The 22,702-nt window shown below is 74.4% G+C and carries 24 protein-coding genes; 15 read left to right on the top strand and 9 right to left on the bottom strand.

Annotation, left to right across the window (positions count from 1 at the left end):
* Nucleotides 1-82: 82 nt before the first annotated feature.
* Genes AC0IVP_RS06045 through AC0IVP_RS06025 form a run of 5 tightly spaced genes read left to right on the top strand, consistent with a single transcriptional unit; the run spans nucleotide 83 to nucleotide 7,681 of the window.
* The gene (locus AC0IVP_RS06045; protein ID WP_471755245.1) at nucleotides 83-3,925 is read left to right on the top strand and encodes a multifunctional oxoglutarate decarboxylase/oxoglutarate dehydrogenase thiamine pyrophosphate-binding subunit/dihydrolipoyllysine-residue succinyltransferase subunit; all 3,843 of its coding nucleotides are present in this window, start codon (nucleotides 83-85) and stop codon (nucleotides 3,923-3,925) included.
* 17 nt (nucleotides 3,926-3,942) lie between these two features.
* Nucleotides 3,943-4,128 (top strand): DUF6104 family protein, encoded by a 186-nt coding sequence (locus AC0IVP_RS06040; protein WP_056288528.1) that lies wholly within the window; start codon nucleotides 3,943-3,945, stop codon nucleotides 4,126-4,128.
* Nucleotides 4,129-4,173: 45 nt separating this feature from the next.
* Nucleotides 4,174-5,505 carry an MFS transporter gene (locus tag AC0IVP_RS06035; protein WP_471755243.1) on the top strand — a complete coding sequence of 444 codons (1,332 nt, stop codon included), beginning with the start codon at nucleotides 4,174-4,176 and terminating at the stop codon, nucleotides 5,503-5,505.
* Complete coding sequence (locus AC0IVP_RS06030; protein ID WP_471755241.1) at nucleotides 5,502-6,932, top strand: pyridoxal phosphate-dependent decarboxylase family protein; 1,431 nt, start codon at nucleotides 5,502-5,504, stop codon at nucleotides 6,930-6,932. The genes AC0IVP_RS06035 and AC0IVP_RS06030 overlap by 4 nt, the downstream gene beginning before the upstream one ends.
* Before the next feature lie 44 nt (nucleotides 6,933-6,976).
* The gene (locus AC0IVP_RS06025) at nucleotides 6,977-7,681 is read left to right on the top strand and encodes a metal-dependent hydrolase (protein WP_056288537.1); all 705 of its coding nucleotides are present in this window, start codon (nucleotides 6,977-6,979) and stop codon (nucleotides 7,679-7,681) included.
* A gap of 3 nt (nucleotides 7,682-7,684) precedes the next feature.
* Here the strand turns inward: AC0IVP_RS06025 and AC0IVP_RS06020 are convergent, their stop codons facing one another.
* Nucleotides 7,685-8,860 (bottom strand): NAD(P)-dependent malic enzyme, encoded by a 1,176-nt coding sequence (locus tag AC0IVP_RS06020; RefSeq protein WP_471755239.1) that lies wholly within the window; start codon nucleotides 8,858-8,860, stop codon nucleotides 7,685-7,687.
* 51 nt (nucleotides 8,861-8,911) lie between these two features.
* Nucleotides 8,912-9,244 carry a S26 family signal peptidase gene (locus AC0IVP_RS06015; protein ID WP_056290040.1) on the bottom strand — a complete coding sequence of 111 codons (333 nt, stop codon included), beginning with the start codon at nucleotides 9,242-9,244 and terminating at the stop codon, nucleotides 8,912-8,914.
* Nucleotides 9,245-9,336: 92 nt separating this feature from the next.
* Here AC0IVP_RS06015 and sodN point away from each other — a divergent pair, with 92 nt between their 5' ends.
* The 6 genes from sodN to AC0IVP_RS05985 all read left to right on the top strand — a co-directional run bounded on the left by sodN (nucleotide 9,337) and on the right by AC0IVP_RS05985 (nucleotide 13,929).
* Nucleotides 9,337-9,741, top strand: coding sequence for a superoxide dismutase, Ni (gene sodN, locus AC0IVP_RS06010; protein ID WP_056288542.1), 405 nt, complete (start codon nucleotides 9,337-9,339; stop codon nucleotides 9,739-9,741).
* 78 nt (nucleotides 9,742-9,819) lie between these two features.
* On the top strand, nucleotides 9,820-11,076 hold the full coding sequence (locus tag AC0IVP_RS06005; protein WP_235564295.1) for a PP2C family protein-serine/threonine phosphatase: 1,257 nt from the start codon (nucleotides 9,820-9,822) through the stop codon (nucleotides 11,074-11,076).
* Nucleotides 11,077-11,145: 69 nt separating this feature from the next.
* On the top strand, nucleotides 11,146-11,844 hold the full coding sequence (locus tag AC0IVP_RS06000; protein WP_056288545.1) for a phosphatidylserine decarboxylase: 699 nt from the start codon (nucleotides 11,146-11,148) through the stop codon (nucleotides 11,842-11,844).
* The gene (pssA, locus tag AC0IVP_RS05995) at nucleotides 11,841-12,656 is read left to right on the top strand and encodes a CDP-diacylglycerol--serine O-phosphatidyltransferase (protein WP_157518893.1); all 816 of its coding nucleotides are present in this window, start codon (nucleotides 11,841-11,843) and stop codon (nucleotides 12,654-12,656) included. Before AC0IVP_RS06000 ends, pssA begins: the two co-directional genes overlap by 4 nt.
* Nucleotides 12,653-13,153 carry a GNAT family N-acetyltransferase gene (locus AC0IVP_RS05990; RefSeq protein ID WP_471755237.1) on the top strand — a complete coding sequence of 167 codons (501 nt, stop codon included), beginning with the start codon at nucleotides 12,653-12,655 and terminating at the stop codon, nucleotides 13,151-13,153. Before pssA ends, AC0IVP_RS05990 begins: the two co-directional genes overlap by 4 nt.
* Nucleotides 13,150-13,929: an HAD-IIA family hydrolase gene (locus AC0IVP_RS05985; RefSeq protein WP_056288549.1), complete on the top strand. Its 780-nt coding sequence runs from the start codon at nucleotides 13,150-13,152 to the stop codon at nucleotides 13,927-13,929. Before AC0IVP_RS05990 ends, AC0IVP_RS05985 begins: the two co-directional genes overlap by 4 nt.
* Here the strand turns inward: AC0IVP_RS05985 and AC0IVP_RS05980 are convergent.
* On the bottom strand, nucleotides 13,926-14,411 hold the full coding sequence (locus AC0IVP_RS05980) for a hypothetical protein (RefSeq protein ID WP_056288552.1): 486 nt from the start codon (nucleotides 14,409-14,411) through the stop codon (nucleotides 13,926-13,928). The two genes, AC0IVP_RS05985 and AC0IVP_RS05980, sit on opposite strands and share 4 nt — an antisense overlap.
* A gap of 41 nt (nucleotides 14,412-14,452) precedes the next feature.
* Here AC0IVP_RS05980 and AC0IVP_RS05975 point away from each other — a divergent pair, with 41 nt between their 5' ends.
* On the top strand, nucleotides 14,453-15,418 hold the full coding sequence (locus AC0IVP_RS05975; protein WP_056290049.1) for a diacylglycerol/lipid kinase family protein: 966 nt from the start codon (nucleotides 14,453-14,455) through the stop codon (nucleotides 15,416-15,418).
* A 297-nt stretch (nucleotides 15,419-15,715) separates the two neighbouring features.
* Nucleotides 15,716-15,967: a WhiB family transcriptional regulator gene (locus AC0IVP_RS05970; protein ID WP_056290052.1), complete on the top strand. Its 252-nt coding sequence runs from the start codon at nucleotides 15,716-15,718 to the stop codon at nucleotides 15,965-15,967.
* Between the two features lie 92 nt (nucleotides 15,968-16,059).
* Here AC0IVP_RS05970 and AC0IVP_RS05965 read toward each other — a convergent pair whose 3' ends face one another.
* The 3 genes from AC0IVP_RS05965 to AC0IVP_RS05955 all read right to left on the bottom strand — a co-directional run bounded on the left by AC0IVP_RS05965 (nucleotide 16,060) and on the right by AC0IVP_RS05955 (nucleotide 18,952).
* The gene (locus tag AC0IVP_RS05965) at nucleotides 16,060-17,550 is read right to left on the bottom strand and encodes a sensor histidine kinase (protein WP_056288555.1); all 1,491 of its coding nucleotides are present in this window, start codon (nucleotides 17,548-17,550) and stop codon (nucleotides 16,060-16,062) included.
* A gap of 55 nt (nucleotides 17,551-17,605) precedes the next feature.
* Nucleotides 17,606-17,827, bottom strand: a complete 222-nt coding sequence (locus tag AC0IVP_RS05960; protein ID WP_082556444.1) for a biotin/lipoyl-binding carrier protein — start codon at nucleotides 17,825-17,827, stop codon at nucleotides 17,606-17,608.
* Between the two features lie 108 nt (nucleotides 17,828-17,935).
* On the bottom strand, nucleotides 17,936-18,952 hold the full coding sequence (locus AC0IVP_RS05955; protein WP_235564297.1) for a biotin carboxylase N-terminal domain-containing protein: 1,017 nt from the start codon (nucleotides 18,950-18,952) through the stop codon (nucleotides 17,936-17,938).
* 231 nt (nucleotides 18,953-19,183) lie between these two features.
* On the opposite strand from AC0IVP_RS05955, the gene AC0IVP_RS05950 reads away from it, so the two are divergent.
* Nucleotides 19,184-19,258 (top strand): 50S ribosomal protein bL37, encoded by a 75-nt coding sequence (locus AC0IVP_RS05950; RefSeq protein WP_014742531.1) that lies wholly within the window; start codon nucleotides 19,184-19,186, stop codon nucleotides 19,256-19,258.
* 150 nt (nucleotides 19,259-19,408) lie between these two features.
* On the opposite strand, the gene rsrA is transcribed toward AC0IVP_RS05950, so the two are convergent.
* Both rsrA and AC0IVP_RS05940 read right to left on the bottom strand, forming a co-directional pair.
* On the bottom strand, nucleotides 19,409-19,738 hold the full coding sequence (gene rsrA / locus AC0IVP_RS05945) for a mycothiol system anti-sigma-R factor (protein ID WP_056288558.1): 330 nt from the start codon (nucleotides 19,736-19,738) through the stop codon (nucleotides 19,409-19,411).
* Complete coding sequence (locus AC0IVP_RS05940; protein ID WP_304438010.1) at nucleotides 19,735-20,598, bottom strand: sigma-70 family RNA polymerase sigma factor; 864 nt, start codon at nucleotides 20,596-20,598, stop codon at nucleotides 19,735-19,737. Before AC0IVP_RS05940 ends, rsrA begins: the two co-directional genes overlap by 4 nt.
* Nucleotides 20,599-20,654: 56 nt before the next feature.
* Between AC0IVP_RS05940 and ybaK the strand changes: the two genes are divergently transcribed.
* Nucleotides 20,655-21,131, top strand: a complete 477-nt coding sequence (gene ybaK, locus AC0IVP_RS05935; protein WP_056288560.1) for a Cys-tRNA(Pro) deacylase — start codon at nucleotides 20,655-20,657, stop codon at nucleotides 21,129-21,131.
* A 10-nt stretch (nucleotides 21,132-21,141) separates the two neighbouring features.
* On the opposite strand, the gene AC0IVP_RS05930 is transcribed toward ybaK, so the two are convergent.
* Nucleotides 21,142-22,638, bottom strand: coding sequence for a fused MFS/spermidine synthase (locus AC0IVP_RS05930; RefSeq protein WP_471755235.1), 1,497 nt, complete (start codon nucleotides 22,636-22,638; stop codon nucleotides 21,142-21,144).
* Nucleotides 22,639-22,702: the final 64 nt, after the last annotated feature.

Raw genomic sequence — 22,702 nt, 5'->3', positions numbered from 1 at the left:
GGACCCCCTCCGGGGCCGGTAGAGTCGGCAACCGGTCCAACGACGTCCACAGACGAAGAAGGCACTCGACCCCGTGTCAAGCGTGAGCTCATCCCGGCCCTCCCCCACCAACTCCTCCGCCGCGGCGGCTGGGTTCGGCACCAACGAGTGGCTGGTCGAGGAGATGTACCAGCAGTACCTCGCCGACCCCGGAAGCGTCGACCAGGCGTGGCACGACTTCTTCGACGACTACCGTCCCGGCAGCCCGGTGTCCGCCGGCGAGGACCGCGCGGAGGCCGCACCGGCCGCCGCGCCGGCCGCGCCGCCGGAGCCCACCGCGCCCCCGGCGCCGCCGGCCCCTGCTCAGCCGGCGGCGCAGAAGCCCGCCCCGGCCGACGCCGAGGCCTCCGCCACCCGGCCCAGCACCACCGACGTCCCGGCCCAGGCGCCCGCGCCGACGCCGAAGGCCGTCACCCCGGAGCCCACGAGCGCCGGCACCGTGGTGGCCAAGCCGGCCGAGCGGGCCGACCAGCAGGTCGCGGCCAAGCCCGCCCCGAAGCCGGCGGCCAAGCCGGCCGCCACGACCGGCGCCGGCCCCCGGCAGAGCGTGCTGCGCGGTGCCGCGGCCAGCGTCGTGAAGAACATGAACGCCTCGCTGACCGTCCCGACGGCCACCAGCGTGCGCGCCGTCCCGGCGAAGATGCTGGTCGACAACCGCATCGTCATCAACAACCACCTCGCCCGCTCCCGCGGCGGGAAGGTCTCCTTCACCCACCTGATCGGCTACGCGCTGGTCCGGGCGCTGGACGACTTCCCGGAGATGAACGCCGCCTTCGCCGAGATCGACGGCAAGCCGCACGTCGTGCAGCCCGAGCACGTCAACTTCGGCCTGGCCATCGACCTGCCGAAGGCCGACGGCAGCCGCTCCCTGGTCGTGGCCAACATCAAGGGCGCCGAGGAGATGGACTTCGCCGCCTTCTGGGGCGCCTACGAGGACGTCATCCGCCGGGCCCGCGGCGGCAAGCTGACGATGGAGGACTTCACCGGGACCACGGTCTCGCTGACCAACCCCGGCACCGTCGGCACCAACCACTCCGTGCCCCGGCTGACCACCGGCCAGGGCACCATCGTCGGCGTCGGCGCCATGGACTACCCGGCCGAGTTCCAGGGGATGAGCCCGGAGACCCTGACCGACCTCGCGGTCGCGAAGACGATCACGCTCACCTCGACCTACGACCACCGGATCATCCAGGGCGCCCAGTCCGGGGACTTCCTGCGCAAGCTGCACGGCCTGCTGCTGGGCAAGGACGGCTTCTACGACGAGGTCTTCGCCGCGCTGCGGATCCCCTACGAGCCGGTCCGCTGGGTCCCCGACGTCACCGTCCGGCACGAGGGGCAGATCGACAAGGGCGCCCGCGTCGTCGAGCTGATCGAGGCCTACCGGCGCAACGGCCACCTGATGGCCGACACCGACCCGCTCGAGTTCAAGGTCCGCACCCACCCCGACCTGGACATCACCCAGCACGGCCTGACCCTGTGGGACCTCGACCGGCAGTTCCCGGTCGGCGGGTTCGCCGGGGAGAAGGTCATGCCGCTGCGCGACGTGCTCGGCGTGCTGCGCAACTCCTACTGCCGCACCGTCGGCGTGGAGTACATGCACATCACCGACCCCGAGGAGCGCGAGTGGCTCCAGAAGCGCATCGAGGTCAAGCACGACAGCCCCGACCGGGACAAGCAGAAGCGCGTCCTGGCCCGGCTCAACGCCGCTGAGGCCTTCGAGACCTTCCTGCAGACCAAGTACGTCGGTCAGAAGCGGTTCTCCCTCGAGGGCGGCGAGTCGGTCATCCCGCTGCTGGACGAGGTGCTGGTCGCCGCCACCGAGTACGAGCTCGACGAGGTCGCGATCGGCATGCCGCACCGCGGCCGGCTCAACGTGCTGGCCAACGTGCTCAACAAGCCCTACTCGAAGATCTTCGGGGAGTTCGAGGGCAACATCGACCCGGGCACCGTGCAGGGCTCCGGCGACGTCAAGTACCACCTGGGCGCCGAGGGCACCTTCCAGCACCCGGCCCGCGACGCGCACATCAAGGTGTCGCTGACCTCGAACCCCTCGCACCTGGAGGCCGTCAACCCGGTCCTCGAGGGCATCGTGCGGGCCAAGCAGGACATGATCGACAAGGGCGAGGCCGGCTTCACCGTGCTGCCGGTGCTGCTGCACGGCGACAGCGCGTTCGCCGGGCAGGGCGTGGTCGCCGAGACCCTCAACCTGTCCCAGCTGCGCGGCTACCGCACCGGCGGCACCGTGCACGTCGTCGTCAACAACCAGGTCGGCTTCACCACCAGCCCGGCCGCGGCGCGCTCGAGCCTGTACTCCACCGACGTCGCCCGGATGATCGGCGCCCCGGTCTTCCACGTGAACGGCGACGACCCCGAGGCGTGCGTGCGGGTCGCCCGGCTGGCGATGGACTACCGCCAGGCCTTCCGCAAGGACGTCGTCATCGACCTGGTCTGCTACCGCCGCCGGGGCCACAACGAGGGCGACGACCCCTCGATGACCCAGCCGCTGATGTACGACATCATCGACCGCAAGCGCTCGGTGCGGAAGCTGTACACCGAGGCGCTGGTCGGCCGGGGCGACATCACCCTGGCCGAGGCCGAGGAGGCGCTCAAGGACTACCGCGGGCAGCTGGAGCGGGCCTTCGCCGAGACCCACGACGCGCGGGACTCCTCCACGCCCGAGCCGGTCATGGACCAGCGGCCCTCGGAGTCGGCGCAGACCGCCATCTCCACCGAGGTGCTCAAGGCCATCGGGGACGCGCACGTCTCCTTCCCCGAGGACTTCACCGTCCACCCGAAGCTGCAGAAGATGCTGGAGCGTCGCGCCGCGATGGTCAGCGAGGGCGGCGTCGACTGGGCGATGGGCGAGCTGCTGGCCTTCGGGTCGCTGCTCATGCAGGGCGTGCCGGTCCGGCTCGCCGGGCAGGACTCCCGCCGCGGCACCTTCGTGCAGCGCCACTCGGTGCTCATCGACCGGGTGGACGCCAAGGAGTACACGCCGATCGCGAACCTGTCGGCCGACCAGGCCAAGTTCTTCGTCTACGACTCGCTGCTGAGCGAGTACGCCGCCGTCGGCTTCGAGTACGGCTACTCGGTGGCCAACGAGAAGGCACTGGTCCTCTGGGAGGCCCAGTTCGGTGACTTCGTCGACGGCGCCCAGCTGATCATCGACGAGTTCATCTCCTCCGGTGAGGCCAAGTGGGGCCAGCGGTCGGGCGTGGTGCTGCTGCTGCCGCACGGCCTGGAGGGCCAGGGCCCCGACCACTCCAGCGGTCGGCCCGAACGCTTCCTGCAGCTGTGCGCGGAGAACAACATGACCGTCGCCAACTGCTCGACCCCGGCGAACTACTTCCACCTGCTGCGTCGTCAGGCGCTGTCGGAGACCCACCGCCCGCTGGTGGTCTTCACGCCCAAGTCGCTGCTGCGCGCCAAGGCCGCCGTCAGCGCGGTCGCGGACTTCACCGACGAGCGGTTCCGGCCGGTGCTGGCCGACCCGGGTGTCGGCGGGGAGCCGCTGGAGGACGCCGCCGTCCGCCGGGTGCTGCTGTGCAGCGGGAAGGTCAGCTACGACCTGCTCGCCGCCCGTGAGGCCCAGGGCATCGACGACGTCGCCGTGCTGCGGGTCGAGCAGCTGTACCCGCTGCCGGTCAGCGAGCTGGTGCAGGCCCTGGAGCGCTACCCGAACGCCGCCGAGGTGTTCTGGGTGCAGGAGGAGCCGGCCAACATGGGCGCCTGGCAGTTCATGGCCGTCAACCTGCCGGCCGACCTGCCGAGCGGGAAGTCGCTGTCGGTCGTCAGCCGGAAGGCCTCGGCCAGCCCGGCCGTCGGGTCCGCCAAGGTGCACGAGGCCGAGCAGAAGGACCTCGTCACCCGCGCGTTCGCCCAGTAGCGGCGTCGGGAGACACCGTGTACTTCACCGATCGCGGCATCGAGGAGCTGGTCACCCGCCGGGGCGAGGAAGAGGTCTCCCTCGCCTGGCTGGGTGACCAGCTGCAGGCCTTCGTCGACCAGCACCCCGACTTCGAGGTGCCGGTCGAGCGGCTGGCCACCTGGCTGGCCCGCGGCGGCACGGACGACGACGCCGAGGACTGAGCCGAGGACCGAGCGGGGGTCGGTCACGGACTACGTTCCGGACCCGTGACCGGCCTCCCCCTCACCGCGGCCCCGGGCCTCACCCGGGGCACGCACCTGGGCTACGCCCTGGGCTCCATCGGCACCGCCGCCTTCGGCACGGTGCCCGGCCTGCTGCTGCTCTACTACCTGACCGACGTGCTCGGCGTGGGCGCCGGCATCGCCGGGCTGGTGGTCTTCGCACCCAAGGCCTGGGACGTCCTGCTCAACCCCTGGGTGGGCGCCCGGTCCGACGCCACCGACAGCCGGTGGGGCCCGCGCCGGCCGTGGATGCTGGCCGGTGGGCTGGCCCTCCCCCCGCTGTTCGTGCTGGTCTTCGCCGGCCCCGGTGCCCCGCCGTGGCTGGCTGCCACCTGGGTGGCGGTGACGTTCCTGCTGGCCGCCACCGCCTACGGCCTCTTCCAGGTGCCCTACGTCGCCCAACCGGCGGAGATCACCCTGGACCCGGGCGAGCGGTCGACCCTGGTCTCCTGGCGGGTCGCGGCACTCGCGGTGGGGATCCTGCTGGCCGGCGCCGGCGCCCCCGAGGTCCGGGACCTGGCCGGCGGCGGCCGGGCCGGGCACCTGGCGATGGCCGGTTTCGTGGCGGTGCTGCTGGCCGTCGGCATGCTCGGGGCCGTCGTGGGCACCCGGAACGCGCGCACCCTCACCCGGGTGGCCAGCGAGGGGCGTCTGCTGCACACCGTCCGGGTGGCGGCCCGGGTGCGCCCGTTCCGGCTGCTGCTGACCGGTTTCGTCGTCCAGGCGCTGGGGATCGGCGTCATGCTGGCCGGGGTGCCGTACTACGCCGAGCGGGTGCTCGGGGACGGCGGCGCGGGCACGCTGCTGTTCCTGGCCCTCGTCGGGCCGGCCATCGTCGTCATGCCGCTGTGGCTGCGGGTGGGCCGCCGGGTCGGCAAGCGGGCCGGGCTGCTGGCCGCGGGCGCGGTGTTCGCCGTCGGTGCGGCGGGCCTGGCGCTGGGCGGCCCCGGGCGCACCGGGCTGGTGCTGGGTCTGGTCGTGCTCGTCGGGGTGGGCTACGCGGGCCTGCAGATGTTCCCGCTGGCGATGCTGCCCGACGTGGTGGGTGCCGACGAGGCCTCCTCCGGGCGGCGCCGCGCCGGGGTGTTCACCGGGGTGTGGACGGCCGCGGAGACCCTGGGGCTGGCCGTGGGTCCCGCGGTGCTCGGTGGTCTGCTGTCCCTGGCCGGCTACCGGTCCTCGGTCGGTGACGACGTCGTCACCCAGACCGGCGCCGCCGACACCACCGTGCTGCTGTCCTTCAGCGTGCTGCCCGCACTGCTGGTGCTGGCCTCGCTGCCGTTCATCGCCCGCTACCGACTGGAGCCCACCCCGTGACACCGCAGGACGTGCTGGCCGAGCTCACCGCGCTGGCCGGCGGCGACGTCCCCACGCACGGCGGGGCCACCATGGCCTACGTCTACGACTCCGGCCTGGCCGAGGTGGACGCGCTCGCCGCCGGCGCCCAGGCGGCCTACCAGTGGACCAACGCGCTGGACCCCACCGCCTTCCCCAGCGTCGCCCGGATCGAGGACGACCTGGTGGCCGCAGCCTCCCGGCTGCTGGGCGGTGGCCCGACGACCGTGGGCACCGTGACCTCCGGAGGCACCGAGAGCTGCCTGCTGGCCGTGCTGGCCGCCCGCACCCGCTGGCGTGCCGCGCACCCCGACGACGAGCGCCGTCCTCAGTTGGTGCTGCCGGTGACCGCGCACGCGGCGTTCCGCAAGGCGGCACACCTCCTCGACCTGACCGTCGTCGACGTGGGCGTGGACCCGGTGACGTGCCGGGTCCGACCGGCCGACGTCGAGCAGGTGCTGTCCCGGCGCACGGCGCTGGTCGTGGTGAGCGCGCCGTCCTACCCGCACGGCGTGCTGGACCCGGTGCCCGAGGTGGCCGCCCTCGCCGCGGCCGCCGGGGTCCCGTGCCACGTGGACGCCTGCATCGGCGGGTGGCTGCTCCCGCACCTGGACAGCGCACCGTTCGACCTGTCGGTGCCGGGGGTGACCAGCCTGTCGGTCGACCTGCACAAGTACGGCTACGCACCCAAAGGCGTCTCGGTGCTGCTGACGAACGACCCGGAGTTCCGGCAGGGCCACTGGTTCGCCACCGCGGGCTGGCCGGGCTACCCGGTGGTCAACCCGACGCTGGCCGGCACCCGCCCGGCCGGCCCGATGGCGGCGGCCTGGGCGGTGCACCGCTGGCTGGGCACCGAGGGCTACGCCCGGCTGGCCCGGGAGGCCCGGGCGGCGACGACGGCGCTGGTCGCCGGGCTGGCCGACGTCCCCGGGGTGCGGGTGGTCGGCACCCCGGCGACGACGCTGGTGGCCCTGGCCGGCACCGACGGGCTGGACGTGCTGCACCTGGCCGACGAGGCCACCGCCCGTGGCTGGCTGTTGCAGCCCCAGCCGCCGTTCACCCAGCCCGACGGGACGACGCTGCCGGCCACCCTGCACCTGACCGTCACCGCGGCGACCGCCGGCCGGGTGCCCGCACTGCTGGCCGACCTGGCCGACGCCGCCCGGGCCGCGCTCGCCCTGCCCCCGCCGGTGCCCGACCCCGGCCTGGTGTCCGCGGCGGCAGGGCTGGACCCGGCGTCGCTGTCGGTGGCCGACGTCGACGGGCTGCTCGACCTCGCCGGCCTGGACGGCGGCCCGCTGCCCACCCGGATGGCGCCGGTGCACGCCCTGGTCGCGACCCTCCCCCGGCCGCTGGCCGAGCGCCTGCTGGCCGGCGTCCTGGACCGGGTCTACCGCCCCACCCCCTGACGCGCCTCCCGGGGACGACGCCCCCTGGCGGTGACCATGGGTGGGTGCTCGGTCACTCCCACGCCCTGTCCGGGCTCGCCGTCGGTGCCGCGACCCTCCCCCTCGCCCCGCTGAGCGGCACCGTCGCCCAGCTCGGCTGGGTCGCAGCCGTCGGCGGGATGGCGATGCTGCCCGACCTGGACCAGCGCGGGTCGACCATCTCCCGGATGTGGGGGCCGCTGAGCGAGGTGCCCTCGGGCGTGGTCGGCACGCTGTCCGGTGGCCACCGGCGGGGCACCCACGACGCGGTGCTCGCGCCCCTGGCGTTCGGGGCGCTGGCGTTCGCGGCGTCGCGGGCCACCTGGTCGGCGCTGCTGCTGCTCGCGCTGGCGATCGGGCTGGCGCTGCGGGCACTGCACGTCGTCGTCCCCGGCCGGTTCGAGACCACCGTCGTCGGCAACCTGGTGCTGTCCTGGGGCGGCGCGTGGCTGCTCCTGGCGCACAGCCCCAGCCCCACCTGGCTGCCCTGGGCGGTCGGGCTGGGTGTGCTGGTGCACGTGGCCGGGGACTTCCTGACCTGCGGCGGGGTGCCGGTGCCGCTGGTGTGGCTGGTCCGGCCGCGGGCGAAGGTGCACTTCTCGCCGATGGAGACCGGCGGGTTCACCGAACGGGTCGTGCTGGTGCCGCTGTTCGTCGTCGCCACCGTGGTGCTGCTGTGGCTGAACACCCCGGCGGCGGAGGTCCTCGGGGGATCCACCGCCGCCGGGTGAGGCTCAGTCCCGGGTGACGCCCTCGGCGCGGGCCGCGGCGGCCACCGCGGCCGCGACGGCCTCGGCGACCCGGCGGTCCAGCGGGCTGGGCACGATGTAGTCCGCCCGGACCTCGTCGCCGACCACGTCGGCGATCGCGGTGGCCGCGGCCAGCTTCATGCCCTCGGTGATGCCGGTGGCGCCGGCGTCGATGGCCCCGCGGAAGACCCCGGGGAAGGCGAGCACGTTGTTGATCTGGTTGGCCAGGTCGCTGCGCCCGGTGGCCACGACGGCGGCGTACCGCGCCGCCATCACCGGGTCGACCTCCGGCGTCGGGTTGGCCAGGGAGAACACGATGCAGCCCGGCGCCATCGCCGCGATCGCCGCCTCGGGCACCGACCCGCCGGACAGGCCCAGGTAGACGTCGGCGCCGGCGAGGGCCTCGACCATCGTGCCGGTGCGCCCGGTCGGGTTGGTGTGCTGCACCAGCCACTGCTTGGTCTCGGTGAGGTCCTCCCGGCCGGCGTGCAGCAGGCCCTTCGAGTCCGCGACGGCGATCTCGCCGATGCCGGCCTCGAGCAGGATCTTGGTGCAGGCCACGCCCGCGGCCCCGGCGCCGGAGACGACGACCCGCAGGTCGCCCAGCGGACGCCCGACGACCTTGGCGGCGTTGCGCAGCGCGGCCAGGACGACGATCGCCGTGCCGTGCTGGTCGTCGTGCATGACCGGGATGGACAGCTGCTCGCGCAGTCGGGACTCGACCTCGAAGCAGCGCGGCGCGCTGATGTCCTCGAGGTTGATGCCGCCGAAGGAGGGTGCGATGGCCATGACGGTCGCGACGATCTCGTCGACGTCGGTCGTGGAGAGCACGATCGGCACGGAGTCCAGGCCGCCGAACTCGCGGAACAGGCAGGCCTTGCCCTCCATGACCGGCAGCGAGGCGGTCGGGCCGATGTCACCCAGGCCCAGCACCGCGGTGCCGTCGGAGACCACGGCGACCACGCGGGGCGCCCAGGTGAACCGGCGGGCGAGCTCGGGCTCGGCGGCGATGGCGCTGGACACCCGGGCCACGCCCGGGGTGTAGGTGAGGGCGAGGTCGGCGATCGAGGTGATGGCGCTCGTCGGCTGCACCGAGAGCTTGCCGCCCTCGTGCACCGCGAACGCGGGATCGTCGGCGAATCGGTCGGTCGAGCCGGGCATGACACTCTCCGTTGAGCTCATGGGACCGGGAGCGTAGAGCAGCGACCCACGTCACAGTCCGGTCGCCGGAGCGGCGGGCAGCCGCCCCGGCCGGGGGTACACCCGGGCCAGCACGCGACCCACCACGACCGCAGGCCCGAACGTGCGACTGTCCGAGTGCACGACCGCGCTGTCGCCCTCGACCCACCAGCCCCCCGGCACCTCACGGACGCAGCGCTTGACCACCAGCAGCTCGGGCCGGGCCGGGAACCGTGCGATCACCACCTCGCCGGGCCGGGCGCGGTCGGCGCGGGCGACCAGCAGGCGGTCGCCGTCCTTCAGCGTCGGTGACATCGACGGGCCCGTGACCCGGACGTGCGTCCACCGCCGGGGCAGCCCCTGCATCCCGTGCACCGGTCCACTTCCCGACATGTCGCTCCCGATCACCGCGGGTAGGGTCGCAGACGACCCACCCCACGAGCTTCCGGAGGAACGCCATGCGGCTGTTCAGCCTGTTCTCCGCCGTGGAGGCCACCGCGCACTGCGACCTCCCCTGCGGCGTGTACGACCCCGCCCAGGCACGCATCGAGGCCGAGTCGGTCAAGGCCCTGCAGGAGAAGTACCAGGGCAGTGACGACGAGGTCTTCAAGACGCGCGCGCTCATCATCAAGGAGCAGCGGGCCGACCTGGTCAAGCACCACCTGTGGGTGCTGTGGACCGACTACTTCAAGCCCCCGCACTTCGAGAAGTACCCGCAGCTGCACGAGCTGTTCAACAAGGCCACCAAGCAGGCCGGTGCCTCCGGTGCCAAGCAGTCGGTCGACCCGGCCGAGGGGCAGAAGCTCCTGGACTACATCGCCGAGATCGACAAGATCTTCTGGGAGACGAAGGCCGCCGCCTGACCTCCCGCACCGATGATGCCGGGCTCCCCCACGGGGTGGCCCGGCATCGTCGTTCCTCCTCCCGGACCAGGTGACCGCGTGACCGCCGCCCCACCCCTGCCACAGACGCCCCGGCTGGACCTGCGTGCTCTGCTGGAGCGGGTCGAGGCCGCAGCGCCGGTCGACGCCGTCACCGTCGTGGCCGCCGAGCTGTCGGCCGCCGTCGCCGCCCGCGCCGTGTCCTTCCTGATCGCCGACTTCTCCGGCCACTCGCTGGTCCGGCTCGGCACCGTGACCCCGCGGGGCTCCGCGACCCGCACCACCGGGACCGAGAGCGCCGACACCGTGGCGATCGCCGACAGCCCGCACGGTGAGGTGCTGCGGACCCAGCGCGCCTCGGTGACCGCGCTCGTCGACGGCAGCCGGGTCCTGGTGCCGGTCACCGACCGCGGGGACGCCCTGGGCGTGCTGGAGCTGGAGCTGCCCACCGAGCCCGGCCCGCAGGTGCTCGCCGACGTCGCCGCCGCCGGCCACGCGCTGGCCTACGTGCTGATCGCCAACCGCCGGCACACCGACCTGTTCGAGTGGGGCCAGCGGACGACGCCCTTCTCCCTGGCCGCGGAGATCCAGCGCCGGCTGCTGCCGGCCTCCTTCACCTGCGAGGCCGGCCAGTTCACCGTCTCGGGCTGGCTCGAGCCCGCGGCCACCGTCGGCGGGGACACCTTCGACTGGTCCCTGGACCGGCACAGCCTGCAGGTGTCCATCACCGACGCCGTCGGCCACGACGTCGCCGCCGCGCTGCTGGCGACCCTGCTGGTGGGCAGCCTGCGCAACGAGCGTCGCCGCGGGGTGGACCTCGCGGCGCAGACCCGGGCCGCCAACGAGGCGGTGGCCGCGCACGGCACCGGGGGCCAGTTCGTCACCGGGCAGGTGCTGCGGGTGGACCTGACCACCGGCGCCGCCCAGCTGGTCAACGCCGGCCACCCCGCGCCGCTGCGCCTGCGTGCCGGGGTGGTCGAGGAGCTGGACCTGCTGGTCGACCTGCCCTTCGGGGTCCAGGCGGGCCGGGGGTTCCGGGTGCAGGAGTTCGACCTGCAGCCCGGGGACCGGCTCGTCTTCCTCACCGACGGCATGCAGGAGCGGGACGCCGCGGCGGTCGACGTGGTGCGGGCACTGCGCGACAGCGCCGGGGACCACCCGCGCCAGGTGGTGCACGCCCTGGGCTCGGCCGTCGTCCGGGCCACCGGTGACGAGCTCTCCGACGACGCGACGGTCGTCTGCCTGGACTGGTACGGCGGGGACCTGCGGCCGCGGGTGAGCGAGGGCGGCGCCAGCGCCGAGCACGCCTCGACCTGAGGCGTCCGGCGACCTGCCCCGGGCGGTCAGCACCCCGAGCGCACCGCGCCCCGGTAGCCTCGGACCCCGATGCGCATCGACCGGGCCGGCTGGCCCTTCATCACCGTGCCACTCGCCCCGGCCGTGGCCCTGGGCGTGCTCGGCCGGGTCACCGGCCGACGCTCGACGAGCCGGGCCGGCTGGCCGCTGCTGGGGCTGGCCGCGTACATGGCGCTGTTCTTCCGGGACCCGCAGCGGCGCTGCGACACCACCCCGGTCGCCGGTGAGGACGTCGTGTCCCCCGCCGACGGCGTGGTCATGGTCGCCGGCCCCGCCCAGGACGGCGTCGCCCCCGAGCCGGTGCCCGAGGGGGGCTGGCAGCAGGTGAGCGTCTTCCTCTCCGTGGTCGACGTGCACGTCAACCGCTCGCCCTACCGCGGCACGGTGACCCAGAGCAGCTACACCCCGGGCAGCTTCCTGGCCGCCTACCGGGCCGAGAGCGCGCACCGCAACGAGCGCACCGAGCTGTGGCTGGTCGACGGCGACCGGACCGTGGTCTTCCGCCAGCTCGTCGGGGTGCTGGCCCGGCGCATCGTCACCCGGACCGGGGTCGGGCAGCAGCTGGCCACCGGCGAGCGGATGGGCCTGATGAAGTTCGGTTCCCGGATGGACGTCTTCGTGCCGGCCACCGCGACCCTCACCGTGGGCAAGGGCGACCGGGTCCGCGGCGGGGAGACCGTCATCGCCCGCTGGGACCGCGCTGTCGGCGGGGACGGGCCGAGACCGTGACCACCGAGCGGCGCTCGCCCACCCGGCGGACGCAGACCGTCGAGTTCGTCCGCGCCTCGGCGCGCGGCGGCCGCTCCCGGGCGCGCTCCTGGCTGCCCAGCCTGTTCACCCTGGGCAACATGCTCTGCGGCTTCGCCGCGATCCTGGTCGCCTTCCGCGGCCAGTACGACCTGGCCTGCGTGCTGATCGGCGCCTCGGTGGTGCTCGACATCGCCGACGGCGCGGTCGCCCGGCTGGTGGGCGCGGTGTCCCCGTTCGGCCTGCAGTTCGACTCCCTGGCCGACCTGGTCTCCTTCGGTCTGGCCCCGGCGCTGCTGGCCTTCGCGCTGTTCTCCGACGGCCGGGACGGCTTCGACCCGCTGGGCTGGATCGCCTGCTTCCTGTGGGTGGCCTGCGCCGCCATCCGGCTGGCCCGGTTCAACACCACCGTCGACCCCACCGCGGACAAGCGCTTCTTCGTCGGCCTGGCCAGCCCGGGCGCCGCCGGGGTCGTGATGGCCAGCGTGTTCGCCTTCTCCGACGTGCTCCAGGGCCGGGACCGGCTGTGGGTGCTGCTGGTCGTCGTCGTCCCCGGCCTGCTGATGGTCTCCACGATCAAGTGGCGGTCCTTCCGCTCGCTGGTCAGCCCCAAGAGCGGCAAGCCCTACGGCCTGATCACCGCCGGGGTGCTGATCGCGGTCGGCCTGGCGACGGTGCCGGTGTTCACCTTCTGCCTGGTCGCCTACACCTACCTGGCCTCCCCGCTGCTGGTGCCGCTGGTCTCCCCGCTGGGCCGCCTGGTGCCCCCACGGGTCAAGGAGCTGCTGTCGTGACCGTCCGACCCGTCGCCCCCGCAGACATCGAGGTCGTGGTCGGGCTGGTCCGCGAGCTGGCCGACTACGAGCAGAGCCTGGACGAGGCGCTGATGACCCCCGAGCAGCTGCACGCAGCGCTGTTCGGGGAGTCCCCGGCACTGTTCGGGCACGTGGCCACCACCGGGGACGGCGAGGTCGTCGGGTTCGCGCTGTGGTTCCTGTCCTTCAGCACCTGGCGCGGCACCCACGGGGTGTACCTCGAGGACCTCTACGTCTCCCCCACCCAGCGTGGCACCGGCCTCGGGCGGGAGCTGCTGCGCACCCTGGCCGCGCTGTGCGTCGAACGCGGCTACGCCCGACTCGAGTGGTCGGTGCTGGACTGGAACACCCCCTCCATCGACTTCTACCGCGCCGCCGGTGCCCGCCCGCAGGACGGCTGGTCGGTCTTCCGGCTCACCGACCGGACCGACGACCCGGCGCTGACCACCTTCGCCCGCGAGAGGACGACGAGATGACCGAGCGCAGGCCCTCCGAGTGCTGGCTGACCGACATGGACGGGGTGCTGGTCCACGAGGGGCAGGCGCTGCCCGGCGCCGCGGACTTCCTCCGCCGCCTGGTCGACCGGGAGCGCCGCTTCCTGGTCCTGACCAACAACTCGATCTTCACCCCGCGGGACCTCGCGGCCCGGCTGCACCGGTCGGGGCTGGACGTGCCCGAGGAGGCCATCTGGACCTCCGCGCTGGCCACCGCGGACTTCCTGGCCTCCCAGCTGCCCGGCGGCTCGGCCTACGTCGTCGGCGAGGCGGGGCTGACCACCGCGCTGCACGAGGCCGGCTACACGATCACCGACACCGAGCCCGACTACGTGGTGCTCGGCGAGACCCGCACCTACAGCTTCGAGGCCATCACCCGGGCCATCCGGCTGGTGGAGGCCGGCGCCCGGTTCATCGCCACCAACCCCGACGTGACCGGCCCGTCGCCGGAGGGCTCGCTGCCCGCGACCGGCTCGGTGGCCGCGCTGATCACCAAGGCCACCGGCGCCGAGCCCTACTTCGTCGGCAAGCCCAACCCGATGATGTTCCGCTCCGCGCTCAACCGGATCGACGGCCACTCGGAGTCCACCACCATGGTCGGGGACCGGATGGACACCGACATCGTGGCCGGCATCGAGGCCGGTCTGGAGACCGTGCTGGTGCTCACCGGCTCGACCCGGGCCTCCGACGTCGCCCGGTTCCCGTTCCGCCCCAGCCGGGTGCTGGACTCGATCGCCGACGTCATCGACCTGGTCTAGCGCTCGGAGTACGCCAGCCGCGCCTCGGGGGTGGCCAGGAACCACAGCACGCCGGCCACCAGGGCGAGCACCGGCAGGCCCAGCAGCGGCCGGCCGGCCTCGAACGCGGTGACGTAGCCCAGCAGCCCCAGCAGCAGCTGGAGCACGACCACCGGCCCCCGCGCCCACGGCGACACCCGCCACAGCCCGACCGCGGCGGCGCCCAGCGCCCCGGCACCCAGCCCGACGTACACGACCTCGGCCAGCGCGCGGCCCACGCTGTCCGGGGTGCTGGTCAGGGTCAGCACCAGCACCACCGCGGCGACGACGGCCAGGGCGGCGGCCTCGACGCCCACCAGCAACGCCGCCAGCCGGACGGCACCCGGCGCCTGCGACGCCGGCCGTCGCGGTCGGGGGGCGGACTCCTCCGCGGCACCACCGAGCAACCGCTCGGCCCGGCGCCGGGACCGGGGGTCGGGACCGCCGTCGGGGTGCGCTGCCACGACGGCGAGGCTACGCGGGGGGCCTGGATAGGGTGGGGCACGTGCGTGCGCTGCTGGTGGCCAACCCGGCGGCGACCACCACCACCGCCAAGGTCCGCGACGTGCTCGTCCGGGCGCTGTCGACCGACCTGCGCCTGGAGGTCGTCGAGACCACCCACCGTGGGCACGCCCGCGAGCTCGGCGCGCAGGCGACCGCGGACGGGTACGACGTCGTCGTCACCCTGGGCGGGGACGGCACGGTGAACGAGACCGTCGACGGCATGCTGGCTGACGGACCCGGCCCCCGCGTCCCCACGCTCGCCGTGGTCCCCGGCGGTTCGACCAACGTCTTCGCCCGTGCACTGGGGCGCTCCCGGGACCCGGTCGAGGCGATCGCGGAGATCCTGGACTCGCTGCGGGCCGGGCGCACCCGCCGCATCTCGCTGGGCACGGCCAGCGCACAGCAGACCGACGCCGCCGGCACGGTGCGCTGGACGCCGCCGCGGTGGTTCGTCTTCGCGGCCGGCCTCGGCTTCGACGCCGACGTCATCCGGCGGGTCGAGGAGCAGCGGTCCCGCGGGCACCGCTCGACCGGGTCGCTCTACGTGCGGGCCGGCACCCGCTCGTTCCTGCTCGGCGCGGACCGGCGCCGCCCGCCGATGACGCTGCACGTTCCCGGGGAGCAGCCGACCACGGGCCTGTTCCTGTGCCTGGTCTCCAACGTGAGCCCGTGGACCTACCTGGGCGACACCCCGCTGAACCCGAGTCCCCGGGCCTCCTTCGACACCCGGCTCGACGTCTTCGCGATGGGCCGTCTGGGGCCGCTGCGGATGCTGCACCACCTCCGCCAGACGATGGCCCGCGAACCCGACCCCCGGGGGCGCGGCGTGCACCGCTGGCACGACCTGCCCGACCTCGCCCTGACCTGCGAGCGGCCCCAGGGCTGGCAGCTGGACGGCGACCACCTCGGCGTCGCGACGGGTCTGCGGGTCCGTTCGGTGGGGCGCGCGCTCTCCGTGGTGCTCTGAGACGCCACCGCGTCCCGGCACCCGTCCGGGTGACCCCCGCTCGCCACCCCGTCGTCGATTGCGGTGGCGGACCTGGTAGGTGCGTGGTGAGGTTGCTCATACGAGGGGTGGGTCCGGCGGCGAACCGCTTGACAGCCACTCAGCGCGTGAAAGCATCGTCCGTGAACGCAACCTGCTGGTAACACCAGCGTGCGGTTGCCTCCCGACGTCGACCAGACGCCGTCGGGTCACACACCCGGCCAAGCCGGGTCGTGCGGGTACGGGCACACCGTAGACGACACCGAGGAGCACACCGACATGGACTGGCGCCACCGCGCCCTCTGCCGGGACGAAGACCCCGAGCTCTTCTTCCCCATCGGGACGACGGGCCCTGCGGTCACGCAGATCGATCAGGCCAAGGCCGTGTGCCAGCGCTGCCCCGTCGTGCAGTCCTGCCTCGAGTGGGCTCTGAGCTCGGGCCAGGACTCCGGCGTCTGGGGCGGTCTCTCCGAGGACGAGCGCCGTGCGCTCAAGCGGCGCACCGCCCGCACCCGGGTCCGCACCGCCTGACCGGCACCAGCACAGCACCGACCTGACGAGGCCGGCTCACCGGGACCCCCGGGGAGCCGGCCTCGTGTCGTCGCCGCCCGGCTCCCCCGCGTTCAGCGGCGGACCCGCCCGGCGCCGGGCAGGGTCAGCACCGCGACGGTCCCGTGCCCGGACTCCGGCGCGCTGATCGCCAGGGAGCCGTGCAGCTCGCTGGTCACCAGCGTCCGGACGATCTGCAGGCCCAGCCCCTTGCTCGCCGCGACGTCGAAGCCCGGCGGCAGCCCCTGGCCGTCGTCGGTGATCCGGACCAGCAGGTCGTGGCCGTCCCGCTCGGCCGCCAGCTCGATCGTGCCCGGACGCCCGTCGGGGAAGGCGTGCTCGACGGCGTTGTGCAGCAGCTCGGTGACCGCCATGACCAGCGGGGTCGCCGCGGCCGCCGGCAACTCGCCGAAGGCACCCACCCGCTGGATCCGCGCCGAGGGCCCCACCGACGCGACGTCGCCCAGCATCGGCAGCACCTGGCCCAGCACGTCGTCCACGTCCACCACGTCGTCCCGGCTGCCGGCCAGGGTGTCGTGCACGACGGCGATGGAGGCCACCCGGCGGACCGACTCCAGCAGCGCCTCCCGCGCGGCCGGCTCGGACACCCGCCGGGCCTGCAGCCGCAGCAGCGCGGCCACCGTCTGCAGGTTGTTCTTCACCCGGTGGTGGATCTCCCGGATGGTGGCGTCCTTGGTCATCAGCGCCCGGTCCCGCCGCCGCACGTCGGTGACGTCGCGGACCAGCACCAGCGCCCCGTGCTCGCCACCGGGGGCCTGCAGCGGCAGCGCCCGCACGAGCATGGTGGCGGCCTCGCCCTCGACGTCCATCGGGTCGGGGAAGCGACCGGCGACCGCTGCGGTGATGCTGGCCGCCACGGCCTCCCCGGCCACCCGGTCGGTGGCCGCGTGCCGGGTGAGCTCGGCCAGCTGGACCCCGACGACGTCACCGGTGAGACCCATCCGCCGGTAGGCCGACAGGGCGTTCGGGCTGGCGTAGACCGCACGCCCGGCACCGTCCAGCCGCACCAGCCCGTCGCCGACCCGGGGGCTCATCTCGGCGTCCTCCAGCATCCGCGGGGGGAACGTGCCGGCCGAGACCATCTGGCACAGCTCCGCGGCGATGTCGAGGTAGGTCAGCTCCAGCGGGGACGGCGAACGGGTCGCCGACAGCCGGGTGTCCCGGGCCAGCACGGCCACCACCGCACCCTCGTGCCGCACCGGCAGCACCTCACGGCGGCGTGGGGCGGAGCCCGTGCCGTCGGGCTCCTCGGTGACCGTCTCGCCCCCGGCGTGCACCCGGGCGAAGGACGCCGCGTCCGCGCCCTCGACCTCGACGCCGATGAGGTCCTCGGGCTGCGAGGTGGGCGCGGTCAGCGGGCGGACCTGGGCCACGCACCACCAGGGGCCGGTGGGCAGCGGGACCCACAGCGTGAGGTCGGCGAAGGACAGGTCGGCCAGCAGCTGCCAGTCGGCCACCAGCCGGCGGGCGTGGTCGACCTGGGAGGGACTGACCGAGGAGCCGCGGGACAGGCGGTCGGAGAGGCTGCTGGGGGTGCTGGTCATGGTGGACCGAGCCTAGGACGGCGCCGTCCCGACCTCCCCCGGCGACCCCGCGGCGTCAGGCCTGGACGGTGGCGATGAGGTCGCCCTCCTGGAGGACCTCGCCCTCGACGACGTGCAGCTCGGTGACGGTGCCGGCCTTCTCGGTCAGCACCGGGATCTCCATCTTCATCGACTCGAGGATGACCAGCGTGTCACCGGCGGCCACCTCGGCGCCCGGGGCCACCAGCACCTTCCAGACGCTGGAGACCATCTCGGCGTGGATCTCCTCGACCGCCACCGGTCCTCCTCGCTGCAGGGACTCCCACCCGTCGCTGCTGCGCCGGTGTGCGCACATCCAACCACCCGGGGGGCCACCTCCCCGCCGTCCGCCGGGTGGACGTGCCGGTCAGCCGTCGGCGAGCCGGTGCAGCACCGAGCAGACCGCCGCCCCGTCGTGCGGCACGCCGGTCTCGGGCAGACCGGTGAGCACCTCGGCGACCAGCCGCGCCGCGGTGCCGGTGTCCGGGCCCGCCGCGCTGACCGTGGCCAGCAGCGCGTCGTACCAGCCGTCCAGCCGGTCCCCCCGGTCGTACCCGGTGACGGCGACGACGTCGGAGCCCGGGCCGGCCGGGCGGTCCGGCAGCCGGCCGGTGACCCGGCCCGCGGTGCCCGGGGGCAGCGTGGAGCGCAGCTGCGCCGCCACGGCCGGGCGCAGCGGGGCGTCGGGCACCGGGCGCAGCCGCCCTGCGGCGCTGCGCAGGGCGAGGTCCACCGCGTCCACCCCGTGCGCCCGCTCCAGCACCGCCACGTCCAGGCTGAACCCGGCGGCCACCTCCGCCAACGCCCCCTCCGGGTCGATGCCGACGGTCACCAGTCCGCGCCAGCCCAGCTCGGGCAGCCGCTGGGCCGCGGCGGGCAGCGCCATCGCCTCCCCCGTCGTCCAGGACACCCGGGCGGTGCCGGCCTCCCGGTCCCGGCGCACCGGGGTCACGTGCGCCAAGCCGTCGGCGGTGACCACCGCCAGGAAACCCAGCTCGCTGGCCGGCTCGACGCCGTCACCACCGAGCCGCTCCAGCACCGCCGGGTCCGGGCCGACCCAGGTCAGCCCCACCGACCGCACCGCGGCGGCCAGCTCGACGTTGCCGGCCAGTGCCGGGGGCACCGGCAGGACCGCCGACACCCCGCTGCGCCGGGCGGCCTCGACCAGCCGGGGCACCGACAGGTAGGACTCCGCGGCCGGCGCCGGGCCCAGCCACACCGCGTCGTCGGCCAGCCGCACGTGCCGGGCGTGCGGCTCGGTCGCCGAGTGCACCGCCACCGTCTTCACCCCGCGTGCGGCGCACGCCGCGATGACCGCGCAGGCCATCGGGCCCCGTCCGGCCACCAGCACGCTGTCGATACCCGTACCGCCGGTGTCGGCCACTGTGCGTCGTCCCCCTTGTCTGCGGTCACCCCCGTGACGTCGTCGTCACGGCCGGTGCCCGTGTCCTGCCCGCTGACAGCCTCGTCCACGCCTGCCGCGGGTGGGACGGTCGGCACGCGGGTGCCGGGGCGTGAGACCCTGGAACACCGGTCCGGTGGGTCTCCCACCGTGCCCGCAGCACCACGACACCGGCGACCACCCCGGTGACACGACGAGGAGAGGAGGGCAGCGATGTCCAAGCGTGGACGCAAGCGGCGCGCCCGCAAGAAGAGCGGCGCCAACCACGGCAAGCGTCCCAACGCCTGAGCGAGGAGCTCGTCCCTCCCCACGACGTGCTCCGCACGCCGCGGGACCCCGGGACGAGGCCGACGGGCAGGACGCGAAGAGGCGGGGACGACGTCGTCGTCCCCGCCTCTTCGTGTCTCCGGCCGGCTCGTCCGGCCCAGCGTGTGCGGCTCAGCGTTCGGTGGTGTGCTCCACCGTGACGCGCTCGACGGTGACCGACGTGCCGTCCTCCTCGAAGGAGACGTTGGTCAGCTGCATCTTGATCCGGTCCTTGAGGCCCAGCGGGGTGGGGTCTCCCCCGCAGCGCCGGCGGACCAGGGCCTTGAACTCCTGCTCGATGCCGAACTCCCGCAGGCAGGGCGAGCAGTCCTCGAGGTGCTCGGCGATGACCGCGCGGCGCGCGTCCCCGGTCTCGTGGTCCAGGAACTCGAAGACGTGGGAGAGCACGTCGTCGCAGCTGTTGATCTCCCCGTCGTGCTCGGGGTGGGCGGTCTCGCTCATCGCGCGCTCCCCTCCTCGGGGGCCCCGGCGCGGGCGAACCCGCGCTCCCGGGCGTAGTCGGCGAGCAGCTTCTGCAGCCCACGGCGGCCGCGGTGCAGGCGGGACATCACCGTGCCGATGGGCGTGCCCATGATCTCGGCGATCTCCTTGTAGGCGAAGCCCTCGACGTCGGCGAGGTACACCGCCAGCCGGAAGTCCTCCGGCAGCTGCTGCAGGGCGTCCTTGATGTCGGAGTCGGGCAGGTGGTCCAGCGCCTCGATCTCGGCCGACCGCAGCCCGGTGGAGCTGTGCTGCTCGGCGGCGAACAGCTGCCAGTCCTGCACCTGGTCGGTGGGGTACTGCTGCGGCTGCCGCTGCTTCTTGCGGTAGTTGTTGATGTAGGTGTTCGTCAGGATCCGGTACAGCCAGGCCTTGAGGTTCGTGCCCTCGGCGAACTGGTGGAACGCGGAGTAGGCCTTGACGAAGGTCTCCTGCACCAGGTCCTCGGCGTCGGCCGGGTTGCGGGTCATCCGCAGGGCCGCCGGGTACAGCTGGTCCAGGAAGGGCAGCGCGTCGCGCTCGAAGCGGGCGTCGCGCTGCGCACGGGTCTCGGCCTGCTCGCTGCGGCTGCCGTCGGCCCGGGCCTCGGGGGTCTCGGTCACGACAGCGGGGGCACCGGCAGCTGCCGTCCCCGGTCCCGTCGTCTCGTCCGTGGTCTCGTCGGGCACCGACCGTCCTCTCTGCGGCGCCCGCAGACGGGACACCACGTCGGTCGATCCTAGCCGGGCGGCCACCGGGCGGCCGGGCGGACGACGGGTCACGACGACGTCCGGGGACGTCGTCGACCGGCGGGCCCGGGTCGGTGCGGAGGAGCTGGTCACGCTCTCTACAAGGGTGCCGCCCGCCGGGTCATTCCCCGTCCCTAGGGTGTCCGGTCATGGCGGCGACCCCCGCGGTGCGGGTGCTGGAGCGGGCCCGGGTGGCCCACGTCCTGCACACCTACGACCCCGACGACCACCCCGACGGCGTCGGCTTCGGCGAGGCCGCGGTGGCCGCGCTGGGCTCAGACCCGGCCCGGGTCCTCAAGACCCTGGTGGCCCGGGTCGACGGCGCGCTGACCGTCGCGGTGGTCCCGGTCGCGGGCCAGCTGGACCTCAAGGCGCTCGCGGCCGCGGTCGGTGGGCGCAAGGCGGTGATGGCCGACCCGGCCGACGCCGAGCGCAGCAGCGGCTACGTGCGCGGGGGCATCAGCCCGCTGGGTCAGCGCAAGGCGCTGCCCACGGTCGTCGACGTCTCGGCGCTGGGGTTCGACACCGTGCTGGTCAGCGGCGGCCGGCGGGGCCTGCAGGTCGAGCTGGCCCCGGCCGACCTGGTGGCGCTGACCCGGGCCCGGACGGCGGACGTCGGCCGCTGATCGGGGCCGGTCAGCCGTAGGGGGTGAGCAGTTGGTCCACCGGCGCGTGGTCGTCGGTCAGCACCGGGGCGTCCCCGACGAAGGCGTCGAGCTCGGCCCCCTGGGCGACCCGCCAGTCCAGCCCACGGCCGGCCAGCGCCTCGTCCAGGGCGACGTCGTCCACCGGCTCCTGCGCCGCGACCACGACGACGTTGCCGCCCTCCGCACCGGCCAGCACGTCGGGCCGGGCGAGCAGCACGACGTCGGAGAAGACGGTGCGCAGGGTGGCGAGCTCGGCGCGGACGAAGTCCAGCGGCGGGTTGTCGATGAGGTTCGCGGCGTAGACCCCGCCGGGGGCCAGCGCGTCCTCGACCAGCGCGACGGCCTCGGTGGTGGCCAGCTGCCAGGGCACCGACAGCCCGCCGAACGCGTCGCCCACGACCAGGTCCCGGCCGCCCGGGGCCTCCGCGCTGAGCCCGACGCGGGCGTCGCCCACGACGACCTCCAGGTCCGCCGAGGTCTGCAGACCCAGCCTGGCCCGGTCGACCTCGACCACCCCGGGGTCGACCTCCAGCACCCGGCTCTGCGTGCCGGGCCGGACCTCGGCGAGGTAGCGCGGCAGGGTCAGCCCGCCCCCGCCCAGGTGCAGCGCGGACAGCGGCTCCCCCTCCGGGGCGAGCACGTCGGTGACCGAGGCGATGGCCTGGACGTACTCGAACTGCAGGTACGTGGGGTCGGCGAGGTCGACGTAGGAGTGCCGCAGGGTGTCCAGCACCAGGGTGCGGCCGCCGTCCCGCTCCGGGTCGGCGACCACCCGGGCGCAGTGGTACGTCGTCTCGTCCTGGCAGGGGTTCGGGGCCAGCACCGCGAGCCCGGTGCCGGCCAGCGCCGTCACCACCAGGGCGCCGGAGACCCGGGCCGGCACCCCGGCCCGGCGCTGCCAGACCAGCAGCGCCAGCCCGGTGGCGACGACGACCAGCCCGGTGCCGACCATGATCACGCTGGTCGGCAGCACGGCGACGAGCAGGAACCCGGTGCCGAAGGTCGCCGCGATGCCGCCCAGGGTGCCGATCCCGGACAGCCGGCCGACGACGGACCCGGTCTCCGCGAGGCTGCCCAGCTGCAGGGCCACCACGATCGGGGGCACCGCCGACAGCAGCGCAGCGGGGACGACGACGGCCACCGCGGCCAGCAGCAGCACGCTGCCGGCGTCGGCCCCGGACAGCGCGGCACCGGCGAAGCGCACCAGCGGCAGCACCGCGATGACCAGCGCCCCACCGGCGACGAGCAGCGGCACCAGCAGCCGCCGCGGGTCGCCCCGGTCGGCGGCCCGGCCCCCGGCCCAGGCGCCGACGGCGATCGCGGCCAGCGCGAACCCGATGACCGCGGTGTTGGTCTGCAGCGTGATCCCCACGTAGGGCGCGATCAGCCGCAGGCCGGTGATCTCCAGGACCAGCACGGCACCGGAGGACAGGAAGGTGACCGCGGCGGCGATCCAGGACGGCAGCGCCCGGGACCCGGGTGCCACCGGCCCCTCGGACGGTCCGGCGGCGGGCACGGCGGGGTCGGTCGTGCTCAGGGGGTCACCTCGG

The sequence above is a fragment of the Klenkia sp. AC732 genome, assembly GCF_979256525.1.
The sequence above is the reverse complement of the archived record's forward strand: the minus strand, read 5'-3'. Positions and strand labels throughout refer to the sequence as shown.

Bases quoted from the DNA above. Each gene is read 5' to 3' on its own strand.
- AC0IVP_RS06020 (WP_471755239.1), bottom strand. From the start codon at position 8,860: ATGCCCGGCTCGACCGACCGATTCGCCGACGATCCCGCGTTCGCGGTG.
- AC0IVP_RS06015 (WP_056290040.1), bottom strand. From the start codon at position 9,244: ATGCAGGGGCTGCCCCGGCGGTGGACGCACGTCCGGGTCACGGGCCCG.
- sodN (WP_056288542.1), top strand. From the start codon at position 9,337: ATGCGGCTGTTCAGCCTGTTCTCCGCCGTGGAGGCCACCGCGCACTGC.
- AC0IVP_RS06000 (WP_056288545.1), top strand. From the start codon at position 11,146: ATGCGCATCGACCGGGCCGGCTGGCCCTTCATCACCGTGCCACTCGCC.
- AC0IVP_RS05985 (WP_056288549.1), top strand. From the start codon at position 13,150: ATGACCGAGCGCAGGCCCTCCGAGTGCTGGCTGACCGACATGGACGGG.
- AC0IVP_RS05970 (WP_056290052.1), top strand. From the start codon at position 15,716: ATGGACTGGCGCCACCGCGCCCTCTGCCGGGACGAAGACCCCGAGCTC.
- AC0IVP_RS05965 (WP_056288555.1), bottom strand. From the start codon at position 17,550: ATGACCAGCACCCCCAGCAGCCTCTCCGACCGCCTGTCCCGCGGCTCC.
- rsrA (WP_056288558.1), bottom strand. From the start codon at position 19,738: ATGAGCGAGACCGCCCACCCCGAGCACGACGGGGAGATCAACAGCTGC.
- ybaK (WP_056288560.1), top strand. From the start codon at position 20,655: ATGGCGGCGACCCCCGCGGTGCGGGTGCTGGAGCGGGCCCGGGTGGCC.